This is a genomic window from Afipia birgiae 34632, from assembly GCF_000308295.2.
Lineage (GTDB): Bacteria > Pseudomonadota > Alphaproteobacteria > Rhizobiales > Xanthobacteraceae > Afipia > Afipia birgiae.
In genome coordinates, this window is the sequence record NZ_HG326656.1 from 81079 (window position 1) to 95949 (window position 14871).

The 14871-nt window shown below is 61.3% G+C and carries 13 protein-coding genes and 2 pseudogenes; 8 read left to right on the plus strand and 7 right to left on the minus strand.

What is annotated here, in order from left to right:
• Both BN32_RS27185 and BN32_RS25280 read right to left on the minus strand, forming a co-directional pair.
• On the minus strand, window positions 1–319 hold a 319-nt coding region (locus BN32_RS27185), incomplete at its 3' end, for a hypothetical protein (RefSeq protein ID WP_040427755.1).
• Window positions 306–578, minus strand: a complete 273-nt coding sequence (locus BN32_RS25280) for a type II toxin-antitoxin system Phd/YefM family antitoxin (RefSeq protein ID WP_019200231.1) — start codon at window positions 576–578, stop codon at window positions 306–308. The genes BN32_RS27185 and BN32_RS25280, both read right to left, overlap by 14 nt.
• Before the next feature lie 62 nt (window positions 579–640).
• On the opposite strand from BN32_RS25280, the gene BN32_RS25285 reads away from it, so the two are divergent.
• From BN32_RS25285 to repC (BN32_RS25305), 5 genes and pseudogenes are all read left to right on the plus strand, one after another.
• Window positions 641–1732: a hypothetical protein gene (locus BN32_RS25285; RefSeq protein ID WP_019200230.1), complete on the plus strand. Its 1092-nt coding sequence runs from the start codon at window positions 641–643 to the stop codon at window positions 1730–1732.
• Window positions 1733–1740: 8 nt separating this feature from the next.
• Window positions 1741–2910 carry a tyrosine-type recombinase/integrase gene (locus tag BN32_RS25290; protein WP_019200229.1) on the plus strand — a complete coding sequence of 390 codons (1170 nt, stop codon included), beginning with the start codon at window positions 1741–1743 and terminating at the stop codon, window positions 2908–2910.
• A 481-nt stretch (window positions 2911–3391) separates the two neighbouring features.
• Window positions 3392–4614 (plus strand): annotated as a pseudogene (repA, locus tag BN32_RS25295) (plasmid partitioning protein RepA).
• Entirely contained in the window at window positions 4611–5597 is a 987-nt protein-coding gene (repB, locus tag BN32_RS25300) for a plasmid partitioning protein RepB (RefSeq protein ID WP_019200227.1), read from the plus strand. Before repA ends, repB begins: the two are co-directional and overlap by 4 nt.
• A gap of 194 nt (window positions 5598–5791) precedes the next feature.
• Window positions 5792–7026 (plus strand): annotated as a pseudogene (gene repC / locus BN32_RS25305) (plasmid replication protein RepC).
• Window positions 7027–7059: 33 nt separating this feature from the next.
• On the opposite strand, the gene BN32_RS25310 reads toward repC (BN32_RS25305), so the two are convergent.
• Together BN32_RS25310 and BN32_RS26590 are read right to left on the minus strand one after the other, a co-directional pair.
• Window positions 7060–7431, minus strand: a complete 372-nt coding sequence (locus BN32_RS25310) for a helix-turn-helix domain-containing protein (protein WP_019200226.1) — start codon at window positions 7429–7431, stop codon at window positions 7060–7062.
• A gap of 88 nt (window positions 7432–7519) precedes the next feature.
• A complete protein-coding gene (locus BN32_RS26590) occupies window positions 7520–7849 on the minus strand; it encodes a helix-turn-helix domain-containing protein (protein WP_082773530.1) in 330 nt (109 codons plus the stop codon).
• Window positions 7850–8156: 307 nt separating this feature from the next.
• Between BN32_RS26590 and repC (BN32_RS25315) the strand changes: the two genes are divergently transcribed.
• Window positions 8157–9347, plus strand: coding sequence for a plasmid replication protein RepC (repC, locus tag BN32_RS25315; RefSeq protein WP_040427757.1), 1191 nt, complete (start codon window positions 8157–8159; stop codon window positions 9345–9347).
• Between the two features lie 24 nt (window positions 9348–9371).
• Here the strand turns inward: repC (BN32_RS25315) and BN32_RS25320 are convergent, their stop codons facing one another.
• Both BN32_RS25320 and BN32_RS25325 read right to left on the minus strand, forming a co-directional pair.
• On the minus strand, window positions 9372–9791 hold the full coding sequence (locus tag BN32_RS25320; protein WP_019200224.1) for a hypothetical protein: 420 nt from the start codon (window positions 9789–9791) through the stop codon (window positions 9372–9374).
• Window positions 9792–9793: 2 nt separating this feature from the next.
• Window positions 9794–10495: a ParA family protein gene (locus tag BN32_RS25325; protein WP_040427788.1), complete on the minus strand. Its 702-nt coding sequence runs from the start codon at window positions 10493–10495 to the stop codon at window positions 9794–9796.
• Between the two features lie 502 nt (window positions 10496–10997).
• On the opposite strand from BN32_RS25325, the gene BN32_RS25330 reads away from it, so the two are divergent.
• Both BN32_RS25330 and BN32_RS25335 read left to right on the plus strand, forming a co-directional pair.
• A complete protein-coding gene (locus BN32_RS25330) occupies window positions 10998–11423 on the plus strand; it encodes a hypothetical protein (protein ID WP_040427759.1) in 426 nt (141 codons plus the stop codon).
• A gap of 327 nt (window positions 11424–11750) precedes the next feature.
• Window positions 11751–13760: a relaxase/mobilization nuclease domain-containing protein gene (locus tag BN32_RS25335; RefSeq protein ID WP_244438283.1), complete on the plus strand. Its 2010-nt coding sequence runs from the start codon at window positions 11751–11753 to the stop codon at window positions 13758–13760.
• 152 nt (window positions 13761–13912) lie between these two features.
• Here the strand turns inward: BN32_RS25335 and BN32_RS26595 are convergent, their stop codons facing one another.
• Window positions 13913–14659, minus strand: a complete 747-nt coding sequence (locus BN32_RS26595; protein WP_244438284.1) for a helix-turn-helix transcriptional regulator — start codon at window positions 14657–14659, stop codon at window positions 13913–13915.
• Between the last annotated feature and the right edge of the window lie 212 nt (window positions 14660–14871).

Below are 14871 nucleotides of genomic sequence, written 5' to 3' on the forward strand. Positions count from 1 at the left end.
CTTCGATGTTGCGCAGGTCGGGCCCGGGCCACGCGAAGCGGTTGCTCTCGGTCAGCACGATCCACGAGCGATCGGCGTCGAGCCGCAGGCGTGCTTTGACGTCGGCCGGGATCTCGATCGCGTCGGCCGGGTTCGCCGGCGGCGTGTGCGTGATCGGCAGGACGCGCACGATCGGCGCGCCCTCCTCCGTCGTCATGACGATCGCCAGCACCAGGCAGGGTCGGTCCTTGTCGCCCTCCTCGCGGCCTTCGCGGTGCTGCCAGTCCCACAAGTATGCGTAGCGAAAAATCCAGCCGACCCGGACCTCAGTCGGCAGCATGTTTACCGGCGGGGGCACTGAGATGCGCAGGATCGGGTGTCAGTTCGGCAGTCTCGACCGCCTCGATCTCAGCGTCGGTCAGATCCGCGGTGCGCTGGACCCGCCGGTCGCGCTTCGACAGTCGGACGAAATCCTCATAGGCCATCAGCACGGTGCGCGGACGGCCGTTCTTGGTGATCACCACCGGCTCGCGCACGGCGGCATCCTGATAGGCGCCGAAGTTCTTGGAGACCTCGGCGGCGGTCACGGTCGAAGCCATAATGGGTTCTCCTTTGTTCCGGAATATACGGAAATCCCGCTAATCCCGCAAGAGGTCGTTCGATGACCACGCCCCCCGTTCGCCTTCCCGATCCGGCTTCGCTGCACGCAGCGTTTGCCGGGCTCGATGCCGGCACGGCCGACTCCGACCTCCTCCCTGCCCTCGCCGCGGCCTTTCCAGGCTTTGACTTCAGCTTCGCGCAAATCGATGACGAGTATTGGCGCGACACCCGAACGGTTATCCGACCCGACGGCACGCGCGTCGGCGAACTGCGGCCGTGGATGACGGCCGAGCTTGCCAAGGACGGCGACGATATTCGCGCCCTCTGGACGCGCCTCAAAGAGACCGACCTGCAGATCACAGAGTGGCGCGGCAACAGCGCCTTCGTCTTCGCCCCGACCGGGACAGGTGTGGCCGATTACATCCAGATCGCCCTCGGCCGCGAAGTCGAGTGGCGCGCCGGTCCTGTCGTCAATGCCGATTACCGTCCCTGGGGCGAGGAAGAGCTGTTGGACCCGACTTGGCCCCGGCATAAGGGCCTGCCCGATACGGATCGCCTGGCGGGTCCGATCTACCGCCTGCTCGACCGCGCCGGCGGCGCCTTCGTGCACGTCCGCAGCTTCCTCGATCGCTGTGCCCGGATCGAACGCGACAAACGTGAGGCGCAGCGCCCCGATCTCGAACGCCGCGTCATTCGCGAGGTGGGGCCGGCCGGCACCCGTGAGACCCCCTTCCTCGAGGCGGTCCCCGACTGGTTTGATTTCGTCCCGCGCGAGGTCCGGTTCTTTCGCGACTGGGAGGCCTCGAGCGCCGGGTCGCGTCGCGCCTTCGACTATTGGGCGCTCGACGTTCGCGATTACACCTGGAAGGGCGAGCGGGAAGTCGGCTTTATCCCGAGGCCTTTGAAGACGCCGCGCGAGCGCCTGTTGATGTCGGCCGAGACCTCCGTCCATCTGCTGATGGACCGGATTGAGGCGATCGATCGTGAGATCGCCCTGCCCTTCGGCTGGTTCTTCCTGATGACCCACGGCCACTGGGTCGAGGCCGATGTGGGTCTCGCCATCGCGGACGGTCTCAAGAAGCAGCGCGTGCGTCTGCCCGATGCCGACGCAGCCGTGCTTTTGCGCTGGGCCGAGCAGACCTACGGGTTCTGAGGATCGCCATGGATGATATCGTCAAAGGTCGCTCTCTCGACGCCGAATCGCGACGCGCTATTGAGCTCGACACGCTTTCGGCCATTCTGCCGATGGATCGGCGCGACCGCCTGGCGCACCTGCTCACCGACGACGACGTCGCTACGCTGAAGCATCTCGCCAAGGAAGGCATGGGTGAGAACAGCCTTCGCGCGCTCACCTCAGACCTTGCCTATCTCGAAGCCTGGGCGTTTGCGGCGACCGGCGAGGCGCTGCCGTGGCCGGCGCCCGAGGCGCTCGCCTTGAAGTTTCTCGCCCATCATCTCTGGGACACGTCCGAGCGCGAGCGCGATCTCCGTCACGGGATGCCCGCGGAAGTCGATGCCGCTCTGCGCGCGCAGGGGCTGCTGCGCAGCGAGGGGCCACATGCGCCGAACACCGTAAAGCGGCGGCTGGCGAGCTGGGGAACACTGCATCGCTGGAAGGGGATGGAGGGGTCGTTCGGCTCGCCCGGCGTTCGGTCGGCGGTGCGCCTCTCGGTGCGGGCTTCGCCGCGGCCACGCCGGCGCAAGAGCAAGCGCGCGGTGACGCGTGACATCCTCGACAAGCTCGCTGCAACCTGCGCGACCGACCGGCTGGCCGACACCCGCGATCTCGCGATCTTGCTTGTGGCGTTTGCCTCCGGCGGGCGGCGCCGGAGCGAGGTGGCGCGACTTCGCGTCGAGCAGCTGGGTGAGGAGCAGGACGTGCCACTCGATCCGCGCGATCCGAATTCTCCGACCTTGCCGTGCATCTCCGTCCAGCTCGGCCGCACCAAGACTGCAGACGCCGACGATGAGGGCAGGGTGTTCGTGGTCGGGCCGCCGGTCGAAGCATTGCGGGAGTGGCTGTTTCGAGCTGATATTCAGACGGGCCCTGTCTTCCGTGCGATCGACCGTTGGGAGGCGATCGAGGAGCGCGCGCTGACACCGCAATCGATCAACCTGATCGTCAAGCGGCGCTGCGCGATGGCCGAGCTCGACCCCAGGGAGTTCACCGCGCACGGATTGAGATCTGGATTTCTGACCGAGGCGGCGCGACAGGGGATCGGGCTGCCGGAAGCGATGCAGCAGTCCCAACATCGGTCGGTCCAGCAGGCGTCGAGCTATTATAACGAGGCGCAGCGCGCGCGGGGCAGAGCCGCGCGGCTCGGGGTATAAACGTTATCATCAAGAACGCATCCGACGAGCCCACGCCCGCCGCGCTAAAAGCCGCTCGCCATCCAGACTAGGCCGTTCCTTTGCAATGGTACGCGGTGTCGGAAGTTCTCAGCTGAGAACTCCCTGATCGGAAGAGCCAAGTTTCAGTTCCTGCGCTTTGCAGCCGGCTTTGCTAGGATGCTCCCCTAATGAGCGAACGCGGTTGGATTTCATGCCACTGCAAAGTTCTCAGCTGAGAACTTTTCGTGGAGTTCTCCGACACCAATAGCAAACCGAGGCATCAACCAGGCGGCGCGAATCATATACGACGCCCCAAAACTGTTTCCCCTCGTGATGCATAGCGATCCGAGTCCCCGAGCATTTCTGACGGTACGCCGGCCTCGCCACAATGGTTAACGCGCATTAACTCTAAATCGCTTGACCGACTCGGAAGAACAAGAGAATTTACGCTCAACACGAAAAATAGCGACATCGAGCGTAGATGACAGACCTAACACAAATCGACCCCAGTCATCGCACCGGAAAGAAGGTGCGTTCACTGACGCGTCTGATCGAGTCCGATGCTGATCTGCTCAGCGCACAGCTGAAGGAACTCCGCACTCGTGCCTTCCCTCCGGCGGCGGAGAAGGAGCTACGTAAATTCACCTCAGGCGAGGCTGCGAAGCTGATCGGCGTCACGGATGCCTATATCCGCCAGCTATCGATCGCGGGAGACGTGCCAGAGACCGAAAAGAATGCCCGCGGCCGGCGTCTGTTTACGCTTGAGCAAATCCACGAAGTGCGTCGGACGCTCGCGCGCACCAAGCCGAATTATTTGCCAACTCGTCGTGCGGGCGATCATCTCCAGGTAATCGCAGTCACGAATTTCAAGGGCGGATCGGGCAAGACGACAACGGCCGCGCACGTCGCGCAATATTTTGCGATGCGCGGATTTCGGACGCTCGCGATCGATCTCGACCCGCAAGCGTCGTTGTCAGCTCTCTTCGGACTGCAGCCCGAATTCGACCTACAGGACAACGACACTCTCTACGGTGCTATCCGCTACGACGACCAACAGCGCCCGTTGAGCGATATTATTCGAACGACGTACTTCGCAGGGCTCGATATCGTCCCAGGCAATCTCGAGCTCCAGGAGTTTGAGCACGACACACCGCGCGTACTCGCCGAGCGCCGCCGCGGCTCTGACCGAATGTTTTTTCGCGCATCGCGACGGCGTTGGCTTCAGTTGAAGACCGATACGACGTCGTCATTCTCGACTGCCCCCCGTCGCTCGGTTTCCTAACGCTCTCGGCGCTTTGCGCCGCGAGGAGCGTTCTTGTCACGATTCATCCTCAAATGCTGGATGTCGCGTCGATGTCGCAGTTTCTGCACATGACCTCAAGCCTTCTTGACGTCGTCGAGCAGGCAGGTGGCGACGCAGACTACGACTTCTTTCGGTACGCGATCACGCGTTACGAGCCTTCCGACGGGCCACAGGGACAGATCGTCGGCTTGATGCGAAGCCTGTTCGGCGAACGCGTCCTGACAACACCTATACTCAAGTCGACGGCGATCGCTGACGCTGGGTTGACGAAGCAGACCCTTTACGAAATCGGCCGTGAGAATTTCACGCGCAGCACCTATGACCGGGCGATCGAGGCACTCGACACGGTCCATGTTGAAATCGAGAATCTTGTTCTCGAGTCTTGGGGGAGGGCGACATGAACAAGCGCCGCGATCAGCTCAAAGTCATGATGGCGCCTATAACCGCGCCTCCCGCCCCGAGCGAAGATCGGCCGACACGCTCGCCTGTGTCATCTGGTTCGCTCAAAGCGATGGGTCTCTCTCTGCAGAGCCTTTCCGACGATGCCGACGAGGCACATGCGCTCCGTGCGCAGCTGGCCTCGGGGGCACAAGTCGTCGAGCTTGACCCCAACCTCGTCGATCCAGCTTTCATACGCGATCGTCTCAACGTGAGCGACGGCGCCGAGTTCGAGGCCTTCAAAGCGGGGCTATCGGAAGATGGGCAACAGGTTCCAATCCTCGTTCGGCCTCGCGCAGACGCTCCCGGACGTTATCAAGCGGCGTATGGGCATCGCCGAGTCGCCGCGCTCCGTGCCATCGGGCGCCCTGTAAAGGCGATCGTGCGCGAGCTCAGCGACGAGGAACTGATCGTCGCTCAAGGAAAAGAGAATACGGATCGCAAGGATCTCTCATTCATCGAGCGAGCGCTGTTCGCAGGCCGCCTTGAAGATCGTGGTTTCTCGCGCACGGCTATCATGTCAGCGCTCTCAGTCCCGAAGGGAAATCTATCGACGATGATTTCGCTCGTCAGAGAGCTTCCCGAGGACCTGATCGTCGCTATAGGCGCGGCCCCAAAGATCGGACGACCGCGTTGGGAGCAGCTGGCGTCGCTTGTGAAGCAGGGCGATGAAAAATGGCGCGAAGCCGTGTCTGATCCGGATTTTCAGACAGCACAGAGTGATGCTCGCTTCGAGCGCGTACTGAAGGCCCTGGTCCGCCGTCCGAAGAAGCCCGCGACGCATATCGTCAAATCCGACGATGGAAAGCAGGTCGCTCGCATCCAGCGAGCCAAGGATCAAACTCGTCTCACGATCGACAACCGTCATGCCCCAGACTTCGGAGCGTACCTCGTCGATCAGCTGCCCGAGATCTACGCGGCGTTCAAGCGCCGTGCTGATGCGTGAACCGCGTACCCTGAGAACACGAAAGGAACCGTAGCGGCAAAAGAAAAAGGCCCCCGAAACGTCACCGTCACGGAAGCCCTCTCTTAAGTTTGGCGACTGTTAGAGAATCACTTCCGCGAATCGCAGTCAAGTCTCGAATGCGAGACGGCGTCATTTTGGCGAGCAGATTTCCTTTGCCCAGCTGAGGCAAAGACATGGAACCATATCAATCAACGACGCCCTTTGGGCGGCGATCGCTGACGCTCGCCCATGTGGCGACGCAGGTCGCCGCCTCGTCCCGGCCGCCCGAGAGGATCGTCCACAAGTGGCAGATCTTTAGAACGATCTGTACCGCCCGACCGCGGTTGGGCGTGTCGGAACGTGCGCTCTCGGTGCTCAACGCACTTCTGACGTTTCATCCCGAGACCGCGCTGAGCGGTGAGGACGATCTCGTCGTCTTTCCGTCAAACCACCAGCTCGCGCTTCGCGCGCACGGCATGCCGGCATCGACGTTGCGCCGGCACCTGGCGGCCCTTGTGGACGCGGGGTTGATCATTCGGCGCGATAGCCCGAATGGCAAACGCTACGCCCGCAAGGGCCGTAGCGGAGAGATCGAACTCGCCTTCGGGTTCGAACTTTCTCCGCTCGTTGTCCGCGCCGGAGAGTTCGAGAGCCTGGCCTCAGCGATCGAGGCAGAGGCGCGCGCGCTGAAGCTCGTGCGCGAGCGGATCACGATCTGCCGGCGCGACATTGCCAAGATGATCTCTACGGGGATAGAGGAGGGCGTGCCGACCCGCAGGGCAGGGCAGGGGCCGACCGACTGGCATGAGGTTCACAAGGGCTTCCGCGCGATCGTGGAAGCGATTCCGCGGACCGCAACGTGCGCCGAGCTGGAACCGATCGCCGAGACACTCTCTCAACTCGCCGATGACATCCTCAGCCTGTTGAAAAATCATATCAAAGCAGAGAATCTAAGCGCCAATGAGTCCCATTCCGGGCGTCACATACAGAATTCAAATCCAGACTCCTTTATTGAACTTGAACCTGGCCTTCGAGAAGGCGGGGGGCGAGGGCGGAGCCAAAACAACAAACGCCGAGGATGCCGGAAGGGACCTATACCCTTGGATTTGTGATGCAGGCGTGCACGGAGATTGCCGAATACGCCAAGGGCGGGATTTCGAACTGGCGTGACTTTTTGGCGACCGCCGCGGTGGTCCGGCCAATGCTCGGGATTAGTCCAAGCGCCTGGGAGGAGGCGCAAATCGTGATGGGCGAGGTCCAAGCGGCCGTCGTCGTGGCCTGCATCCTCGAGCGAAGCGCTGCAATCAATTCGGCCGGGGGCTATCTGCGCGGTTTGACCACCAGGGCGGCGGCCGGCGAATTTTCGCTCGGCCCGATCCTGATGGCCCAGATCAATTCGAAGCTGCGCGACCAGAAACGCCGGGCATGACTTGTGCTCGGCGATTTTCTCCGGTCGAACGAGTCAGATCGGCAGCTTCTTCGAGCGCGTCTGGCGCGCGAGGGTTCGATCTGCGCGGTTTTTCTTCGCGATTGCCGACGCGAGCTCGTCGTAGTCGACGCCGCTCTTCTGTAGCGCCCGCTTGGCGTCGGAGACCTCGAACCCCAGCAGCTCGAACACCGTCATGTTCAGGCTCGAGGCAATACGCTCCATCGTCCTCAAGGTCGGATTCCCGATGCCGCGCAGGATCGTGTAATACGTCCCGCGCGCAAGCCCGGTCTTGGGCAAGAAGGCTTCCATGCCGCCATTTTCGATTTCGAGTTGCTGGAGTCGGATAGCGAGCATCTCGTTCAGCATCGAGTGATCGACAGGCAGAGGTTTGCGAACCGGGGCCATATTGTCCTAAACTAGACCGTAACAATTGCGTGATTGTAGCACGCTTCCAACGTCTAGTATATTGGACGTTTGCGGGTGTTGGCCACGCCTAAGTGGTTGAGCGGACTCGTTTCGTTTCGCCTTCTGGATCAGACATTGGCGTCTCTGAGAACGAACTTGGTGCAGGCGCTGGGAATAGCTCCGACGGATGGACCCCCACGCGAGCCGCAATGAGCTCGACCGTGTCGAGGCTGGGATTTCCGGCGTCGCTCATCAAATGAAAGTAGCTCGACCGAGGAATACCGAGCCGGTCGGCGAAGGCTCGCCGGCTCAGTCCGGTTTCGCTGCGCAAGCTTTCCAGGCGTGCTTGAAACGCTCGCAACAGCGAGTGCTCATTTGAATTTCGTTCGGCTTTGCGCGTACGCGAATTGCTCAACATCCGTCATCTCCAAGCTGCGAAAGCAGCCGCAATAAGCATGGATCGGAACAAGCGCCCTGCATGGACGACTCGTCAACATTCAATATAATGTACGGATTCGATTCAACGAGGAGAAGAGAGCCCAGACAAAGAAAAACCCGGCAAAGCCGGGTCTCTCAAGAGGGTAAGCGGTCGGGCGACGGCAATCGCCTGCGACGCCAATAACTCACAATGGCATCTTAGATCGCAGCACCTGACAGTTCAAGAGACGTGCGCTTTCGCGCCACGGATTTTCTTTGCCCGCGCTCTTCGGAAGGAGAGGTTGCGAATGCAGGAGCTTGGCCAAACACCATGCAGTCCGTTTGGGAACCGGGGGCTTTCTCGGGGGATGCTCAGGATCAGTGCGCTCGTGCGAGAATGCCCGCGAGGCACGCCAGCGCACAAGTGGAAGGTCTTCCGCGACATCAGCGCCGCACGGTCCGCGCTCGGCGTCCCCGATCGCGCGCTGATCGTCCTCAGCGCGCTGCTGAGCTTTCACTCCGACGTCGTCCTCACAGCCGGTTCGCCCGATCTCGTGGTCTATCCTTCAAACCGATATCTTTCGCTGCGTTCGCATGGGATGGCGGCCTCGACGCTTCGGCGCCACCTGGCCGCCCTTGTCGATCATGGTCTGATCCTGCGCCGCGATAGCCCGAACGGTAAACGCTTCGCGCGAAAATCCGTCGATGGCGGCATCGAACTCGCTTACGGCTTCGATCTTGGGCCGATCATCGCGCGCGCGAGTGAGTTTGACCGGATAGCGCGCCAGATCGAGGAAGAGGCGCGGCTCCTGCGCAATCGTCGGCAACGTTTCACGGTCCTGCGGCGCGACGTCGTGAAAATGATAGCAGCCGGAATCGAGGCGAATCTCCCGATCGACTGGCTCGCATTGCACGGGGAATATCAGACCATCGTCGCGCGCGTTCCGCGCACGCCGACGGCAGAAGTCCTCGATCCAATCGTCATCGAGCTCCAGGAGCTTGCCGATCGCGTCCTCAATATCCTGGAATCGCATCTTGGCGAGGCTCGGACCGCGCCGGCGTCGACTGTTTCTGAGGCCGCTACGGGTGCGCTTCCTCCTCCGGCTGAGGTTAGCGCGGTGCTCTCGGTCGAACCGGAACCCGACCACCACACGGTTAGGCCCGATAATGTCCCGCTGCGCATGGTGCTCGAGGCCTGCCCCGACATCGTCGACTACGCGCGCGGTGAGATCCGTTCCTATCGCGACCTCCTCACCACGGCTGCGATCGTTCGGCCGATGCTCGGGATCAGTCCCAGCGCCTGGGAGGAGGCGGGCATTACGATGGGCGAAACACAGGCAGCGATCGTCGTCTCGGCGATCCTGCAGCGCGGCGTCGCGATCAAGAATCCCGGAGGGTATCTACGCAATCTCACCCGACGCGCGGCCGCCGGGCAGTTTTCGATGTGGCCGATGCTGATGGCCTTGTCCGCCGGACGGTTGAAGAAGGCAACAGCCTGACAGGGCCATTGAGGGATCGCTGTCTCAAGCCTCGGGTGGCGCCGGTAGTCGGCCGAGGCGCTTCAGACCGTCGTACAGTATCTTGTCGACAATGCGCAGCGGATGGGTTCGCTGCTCGGCCGCCATTTGCCGAACAACCAGGTCGATCGCGTCGGGCAGCCTTAACGCGTACGGCCGCGAAGACGAACGTTCGCCGTATGGTTCGAATGGATTATCATCGCGACGCCGCAGCTTCGGTTCGCGTTGCCTTTCCGTGGAAGCTTCTTTCTTGCTGCGCGGTGCGGCCGGCGCACCGGGCGTGGCGGGTGTGTCATCATAGTCGGGTGTAACGACGACCGGCTTAACCGCTGCCGATCCTATGGGCACGGCGACGGTTCGCTGCGATCGGAATGCATCGCGGGGAAGGGCAGGGCGGGCAGCGGACGCCGGATCGTGATCATTCATGTCTATGCCGCCGTCTCGTCATGGGTCGCATTCTGGCTCGCGGCGAGCAACTCGCGCACCACCTGATCGGCATTGTATCTGGCCTTGCGAACCGACTCGTCCTTGTCGCTCATCTGATACAGCGTCCCATGTCCGCTCGTCATGGTCCGATAGGTAATGCGCCGATAGAGCGCATTTGAGCAGACCGGCACTTTTTCCGCATCGAGATAGGCGACAACCTCGCGCAGCGGGCGGGTGTTACGATCGAGGCTGTCATACTCGTTGAACAAAACACGATGCTGGCTCATCGGAAGGCCCGACGTCGTCGCGTGTTGTTCGAGGCTTCGGATGGTGCGCACCACCTGCGAAGCGTCGAACGTGTGCACCTTGCAGGGTAAGACCACGAGATCGGCGCGCAACGCGGCCTGGACCAGAACGTCGCCGTAGTAGCCTGGCGTGTCGATCACGACGACGTCGTAGGACTGTAGCTTATCGACCGCGGCGACCAACGCGCTTTCATCCGGCGCGCGAATAAGGTCGACCCCCTGGGGGCTCAATCCCCTGGCGACGCTCGAAGCGTGCCATTGATACGAGGACCCTTGAGGATCTGCATCGATGATCGCGGCCGAATAGCCATGCTTGGCAAACTCGCCCGCGAGAATGATGGCGACGGTGGTCTTGCCACTCCCGCCCTTAGGGTTGGCAATAGCGAAGATGCTCGGCATGGCTTCTCCTTTGATCGCGCCGCCGAACAACATACAGTATAATAGATATACGACAATACGCTATTGCCCCTTTCCGGTAGCGCGGCATAGCGGCATGTCGTCAATTTGGGATTCCGATTTTGTCGAGATGCCGCATTTCGGCAGTGCTTCAGTGCGCCATTGCCACACGACCATTATTCGCGAATGCCGCGTTTCGGCAGGCTGTTATTGCCGAAATACGGTAATGCGGTAGACCCGTATTGCGGTATTTGGCTGCATCGGTTGGTCTGGCGGAGACATCTCGTGTGGCGTCGTCGAGGTAGGTCACGCGTCGCTGCGGAAGTACAGTATAATAGATATTGGTTGACAAGATATCGGTTTGTGGGCCAAACCGGGGAACGGCTGCTGGGCGCAGCCGGAGGGCGCTGACGCGCGACGCCGGCGTCCTGTCGGGACGCCGGCGTAGTCGGCTCCGGTCTCACGACCGGCGAGCCGAGCGAACGGGAGGAGGAGGGGAACCTCGATGGTCCGCTCTGCAAGAGCCCTGCGACGCAAGCCGAGGCTTCGGACCGAGCTGTCCGATGCAGATGAGCAGCGTCTGCAGGAGGCTGTCGCGTTGTTCGGCCTGCCGAAAGCGGAGGTGGTGCGGCGATTGATCCGAGCGTCTGTTCAGGCGGGACCGGCCTTGTCGGCCGAGAACACGCGCGCTGTCGTCGAACTCGCGCAGCAGGTCCGGATGGTCGGCCGCAATCTGGCGCAGGTGCTTAGAGCCATCCATCGCGGCCAGGCCGTGCGGATCGAGGACACGGAGCCCGTGTGGCGAGGTCTTCATGAAGTCGTCGCCGCGATTAATGATGAGCTGACCGAAATGACGGTCGCCTACGGGTCGAAGTTGCGGCGAGAGGCCAAGTTGACGTTGCACTTCGTCGCCGATGAGGCCGCCCCATGAGCCGCGCAGCACAGATTGTCTGGTGGCTTGAACAGGTCGAGGCCGCGCGTCGGGCGGTCGCGGAGGCGCGAGCGGAACGTCGGCGGCCCCGCCGGCCCGGCGCGTTGGACGAGGACGTCCGCGCGAGGCGAGCACGGGTGGCGCCGCTTCCCAAGACGCCGCCGGCACAAGACATCATCCGTGGCGCGACCATCACGGGTGAGTGGGATGAGGAACGGGCCCTCGATCCCGGCCGCGAGCGGGGGTGGCGGCGCAGGACCTGGGACCGCGCCTCTGCGTGGCGCGCCGAGCCCGATCTCCGGAGGATTCGGCGCTAGCGGGACCGCAATGAGTTCCGGCGGGGCAGGACAGGGCGGACCCCTTGGCCGAGCCCGGCAACTCGCTGCCGGCTACCAGCCTGCTGTCATCAAGGTAGTGTCCTATGCGCGCGGCGTCACGCGCGCCACGGCGACCGGCCAATATGTCCAGCGCGAAGATGTTCCGCTCGAGACCCATGACGGGCGGTTGTTGACGAACCGCGAAGCCGTCGCCGACGAGATCAAGGCCTGGTCGGCAGATTTTTCGAAGCGTGCGGAGAGCCAGGACGTTGGCGCATTCCGTCTGAAGTTTGAAGGTGTCTCAGACAATGCCGAAGGCCGAGCGGCCTACCAGAAGGCGATCGCGGCCGGCTTCTCGGGACATCGCTACGCGGCTCGCGTCGACGTCGACGACAAGGGCGCGCTCGAGGCGCACGTCGTCGCCGCGATGGCCGGGAGCGGCAAGGAACGGTTTCGCATCAGAGAGGCCCAGGCTGCCGATCGGGATCATGACGCCCGACCACGCCGTCTTGATTCAGTGTCCGCCGCCGCTGTCCGCGCCAGGATCGAAGCGGCCTCGGCGATCGACGGGCAGGCGGTGTTAATCCGACCCGGGGCGACCAGCCATGGTCGAGACGGCGTCACCTACAGGCTCAATAAGCTGATCGAGAAGGACGCAGCACTCGACGACCGCGGCAAGAGCTTGTCCAACGTGGCAGATGCGCGGGTCGCCGCGCGCGAATGGGGTCCGTCGCTCCGGTCGCAATCCGCGCGCGATACGATGCACCTGATCATATCGGCGAAGGCTGGAACGGATGTGGCCGCCTTCACCGATGCAGCGCGTGCGTTCCTGCACGATCGCTTTGCCGATCATAAGTTCATGTTTGGCGTTCATACGGACAAGGAATCGGCCGGGCACATTCACGCTCACGCCGTCATCACCGTGAAGAACGAATCCGGCCAGAAGATCCGTCCCAATCGGGATACGTTCGCGGAATGGCGCGAGGTGTATGCACAGCACGCTCAGGCACAAGGCTTGAAGATCGTCGCGACCACCGCGAAGGAGCGGGCTTCCTCGCAAAGTTACGGCCCGAAGGATAGGGCGATCGTCGAAGCGGCGGATCGGCCGCGTCCGGCGCGAGAAGCCCGAGATCGCGCCTATGCTGCCGATCCCGCCAATCAACGTCTTATCGACAATGCGCGGCAGCGGATCCGGGTGGCGAGGACCAATCCCATCCGCTTGCCGATGTCCGCGCCTGACCGCAAAGTCGTGAACGAGAGCATCGTGGCCTGGAAGGCAGTCACGGTGGAGCAGCCTTCAAACCGGATGGCGAAGGATATGCTTGAGCGGCTGTTGATGGCGCAGACTGTTGGAGCCATTCTTCACACGATCGGCAAACGGGTGGAATTGTTGAGCAAGGAGGGCGACATGCCAATTACATCGGAACAGATGGTCCAGGATCTGCGACTCATGAACGAAGCGGTTTCGCGAACCAGCGACCTGTTAGATGGGGAGACCAAGCAGCAGTTCCGTGAGACTTCGGCGCGCTACCTTGAAACGCTTGCCAATCGGATTGATCTCCAGCGGATGCAGGAACGCGGTGTGCAGCAGCTCGCCCAGGCGGAGGTCGAAGCCATCGTCGGCGTGAACGCCGATCGGCTTATCGAGCGCGCCCAGGAGATTCGGATCAAGGAAGAGTTTGAGGCGACGTCCGATGAATATCTTGCAAGTAGTGCAATCGATGCGGAGCGACGGCAGGAGGGCCGCGGGGGCATTGATCAAGCCTCGCAGCAGGAATTGCGGGCGGAAAGGGCTATCGTTGCCGGTTCGCAACAATCGGCGGCCCGGGAAGCGCGCGAGGCAGCCGCTGCTGCCGAGGCCGCGAGATCAATCGCCGAACATCCAGCACAGCCACTGCCGGCTGCCTTGATCCAGACCGATGGCTTGGCAAAGCTTCGCGCGGAACAGGAAAAGATCGTGCGTGAGCTCGAGGCGGAAAAGCCAAGCTTGCAATCAATCAAGGGACAAAGGCTTAGATGAGGAGCAAACATCACCAGCGAAATCTAAAAGGTACCGCAAATAGGATTACTGCGCGTTTGAGAATATCGTAACGGCATATTACAATGAAGCTGCTCGCCGAGGATGATTGAATTGTTCCTGGAGCGTGCGAGGGAGATTTTAGCATAAAATCTTTAGACGCATGGCGATTGCAATCGCGTGGATTTGCTAACAGCATCAAGTTTCTCGCGTGCTGAAGCGATGTGCTTCGTAACTGTTGACCGAGAAATACCGAGAATGACAGATATTTCCCAATCGGTTTTTCCTTCCGCGGCCCAAAGAAGACAGTCAAATTCGCGAGGCGAGAGCGGTTTAGAACGTGTTAAGTTCGGACGGCGCAAATATAACCAATGGCCGATGGCGAAATGTGCGAGAAAAGTAAGTGCTGATCGGTCACGATTGCTGAGGTCGTCCCTCGCGCCGCCGAATGACAATGCCGCCGTCCGCTGGTCTAATGTGGTGATAGGGATCACAAAGCCCTCCACTAGCCCAAAGTCGGCGGCCTCACCTCCGATAATCCGCACATTGTCTGGGTCGGGACAGGATCTATAACCGTCTGACCAGGAAAATGCATTTCGATCTTTTTGGAGCCGAGCTAAAATCGGATCTCGGGGAAGATAATTTTGATCGACGTATCTGGCTCCCCAGCCTTTAGGGAAATATTGTACTACCGCGCGAGCTTGGATTTCGGTCTTTGAATTTCGCATATCACCCGGTGGTACGATTCCGCCAAACACCGAAGCAAATCCGTAAATTTTAGCGATGTTTATAAGACAGTCTTGAATAGCGTTTTGGTCAGCTGCCTGCTCTATCAGCGAGATAATCTCCCAAGTGCTCCAAAATAAGTCTGTCATTCTCAAGCCATTTGCGACTGATTGCATTCCGATTCGATCTGTCTCAAAAACCTGATGAGAGATCGTCGCGCGGGGCGCGCGATTTAGCGGTGCAGAAGTCGTTGGTATAGCGGTCGGGCGGCGCGAGAACCAAGCCAAAAATTCCTGCTGTATTTGGCGAAGGCAGAGTGTGATATTTTCCGTTTATACTCGGCTGTAGAAGCTTGTTCTCGTGCGACTATTTAAGCGGTGACTGTCGG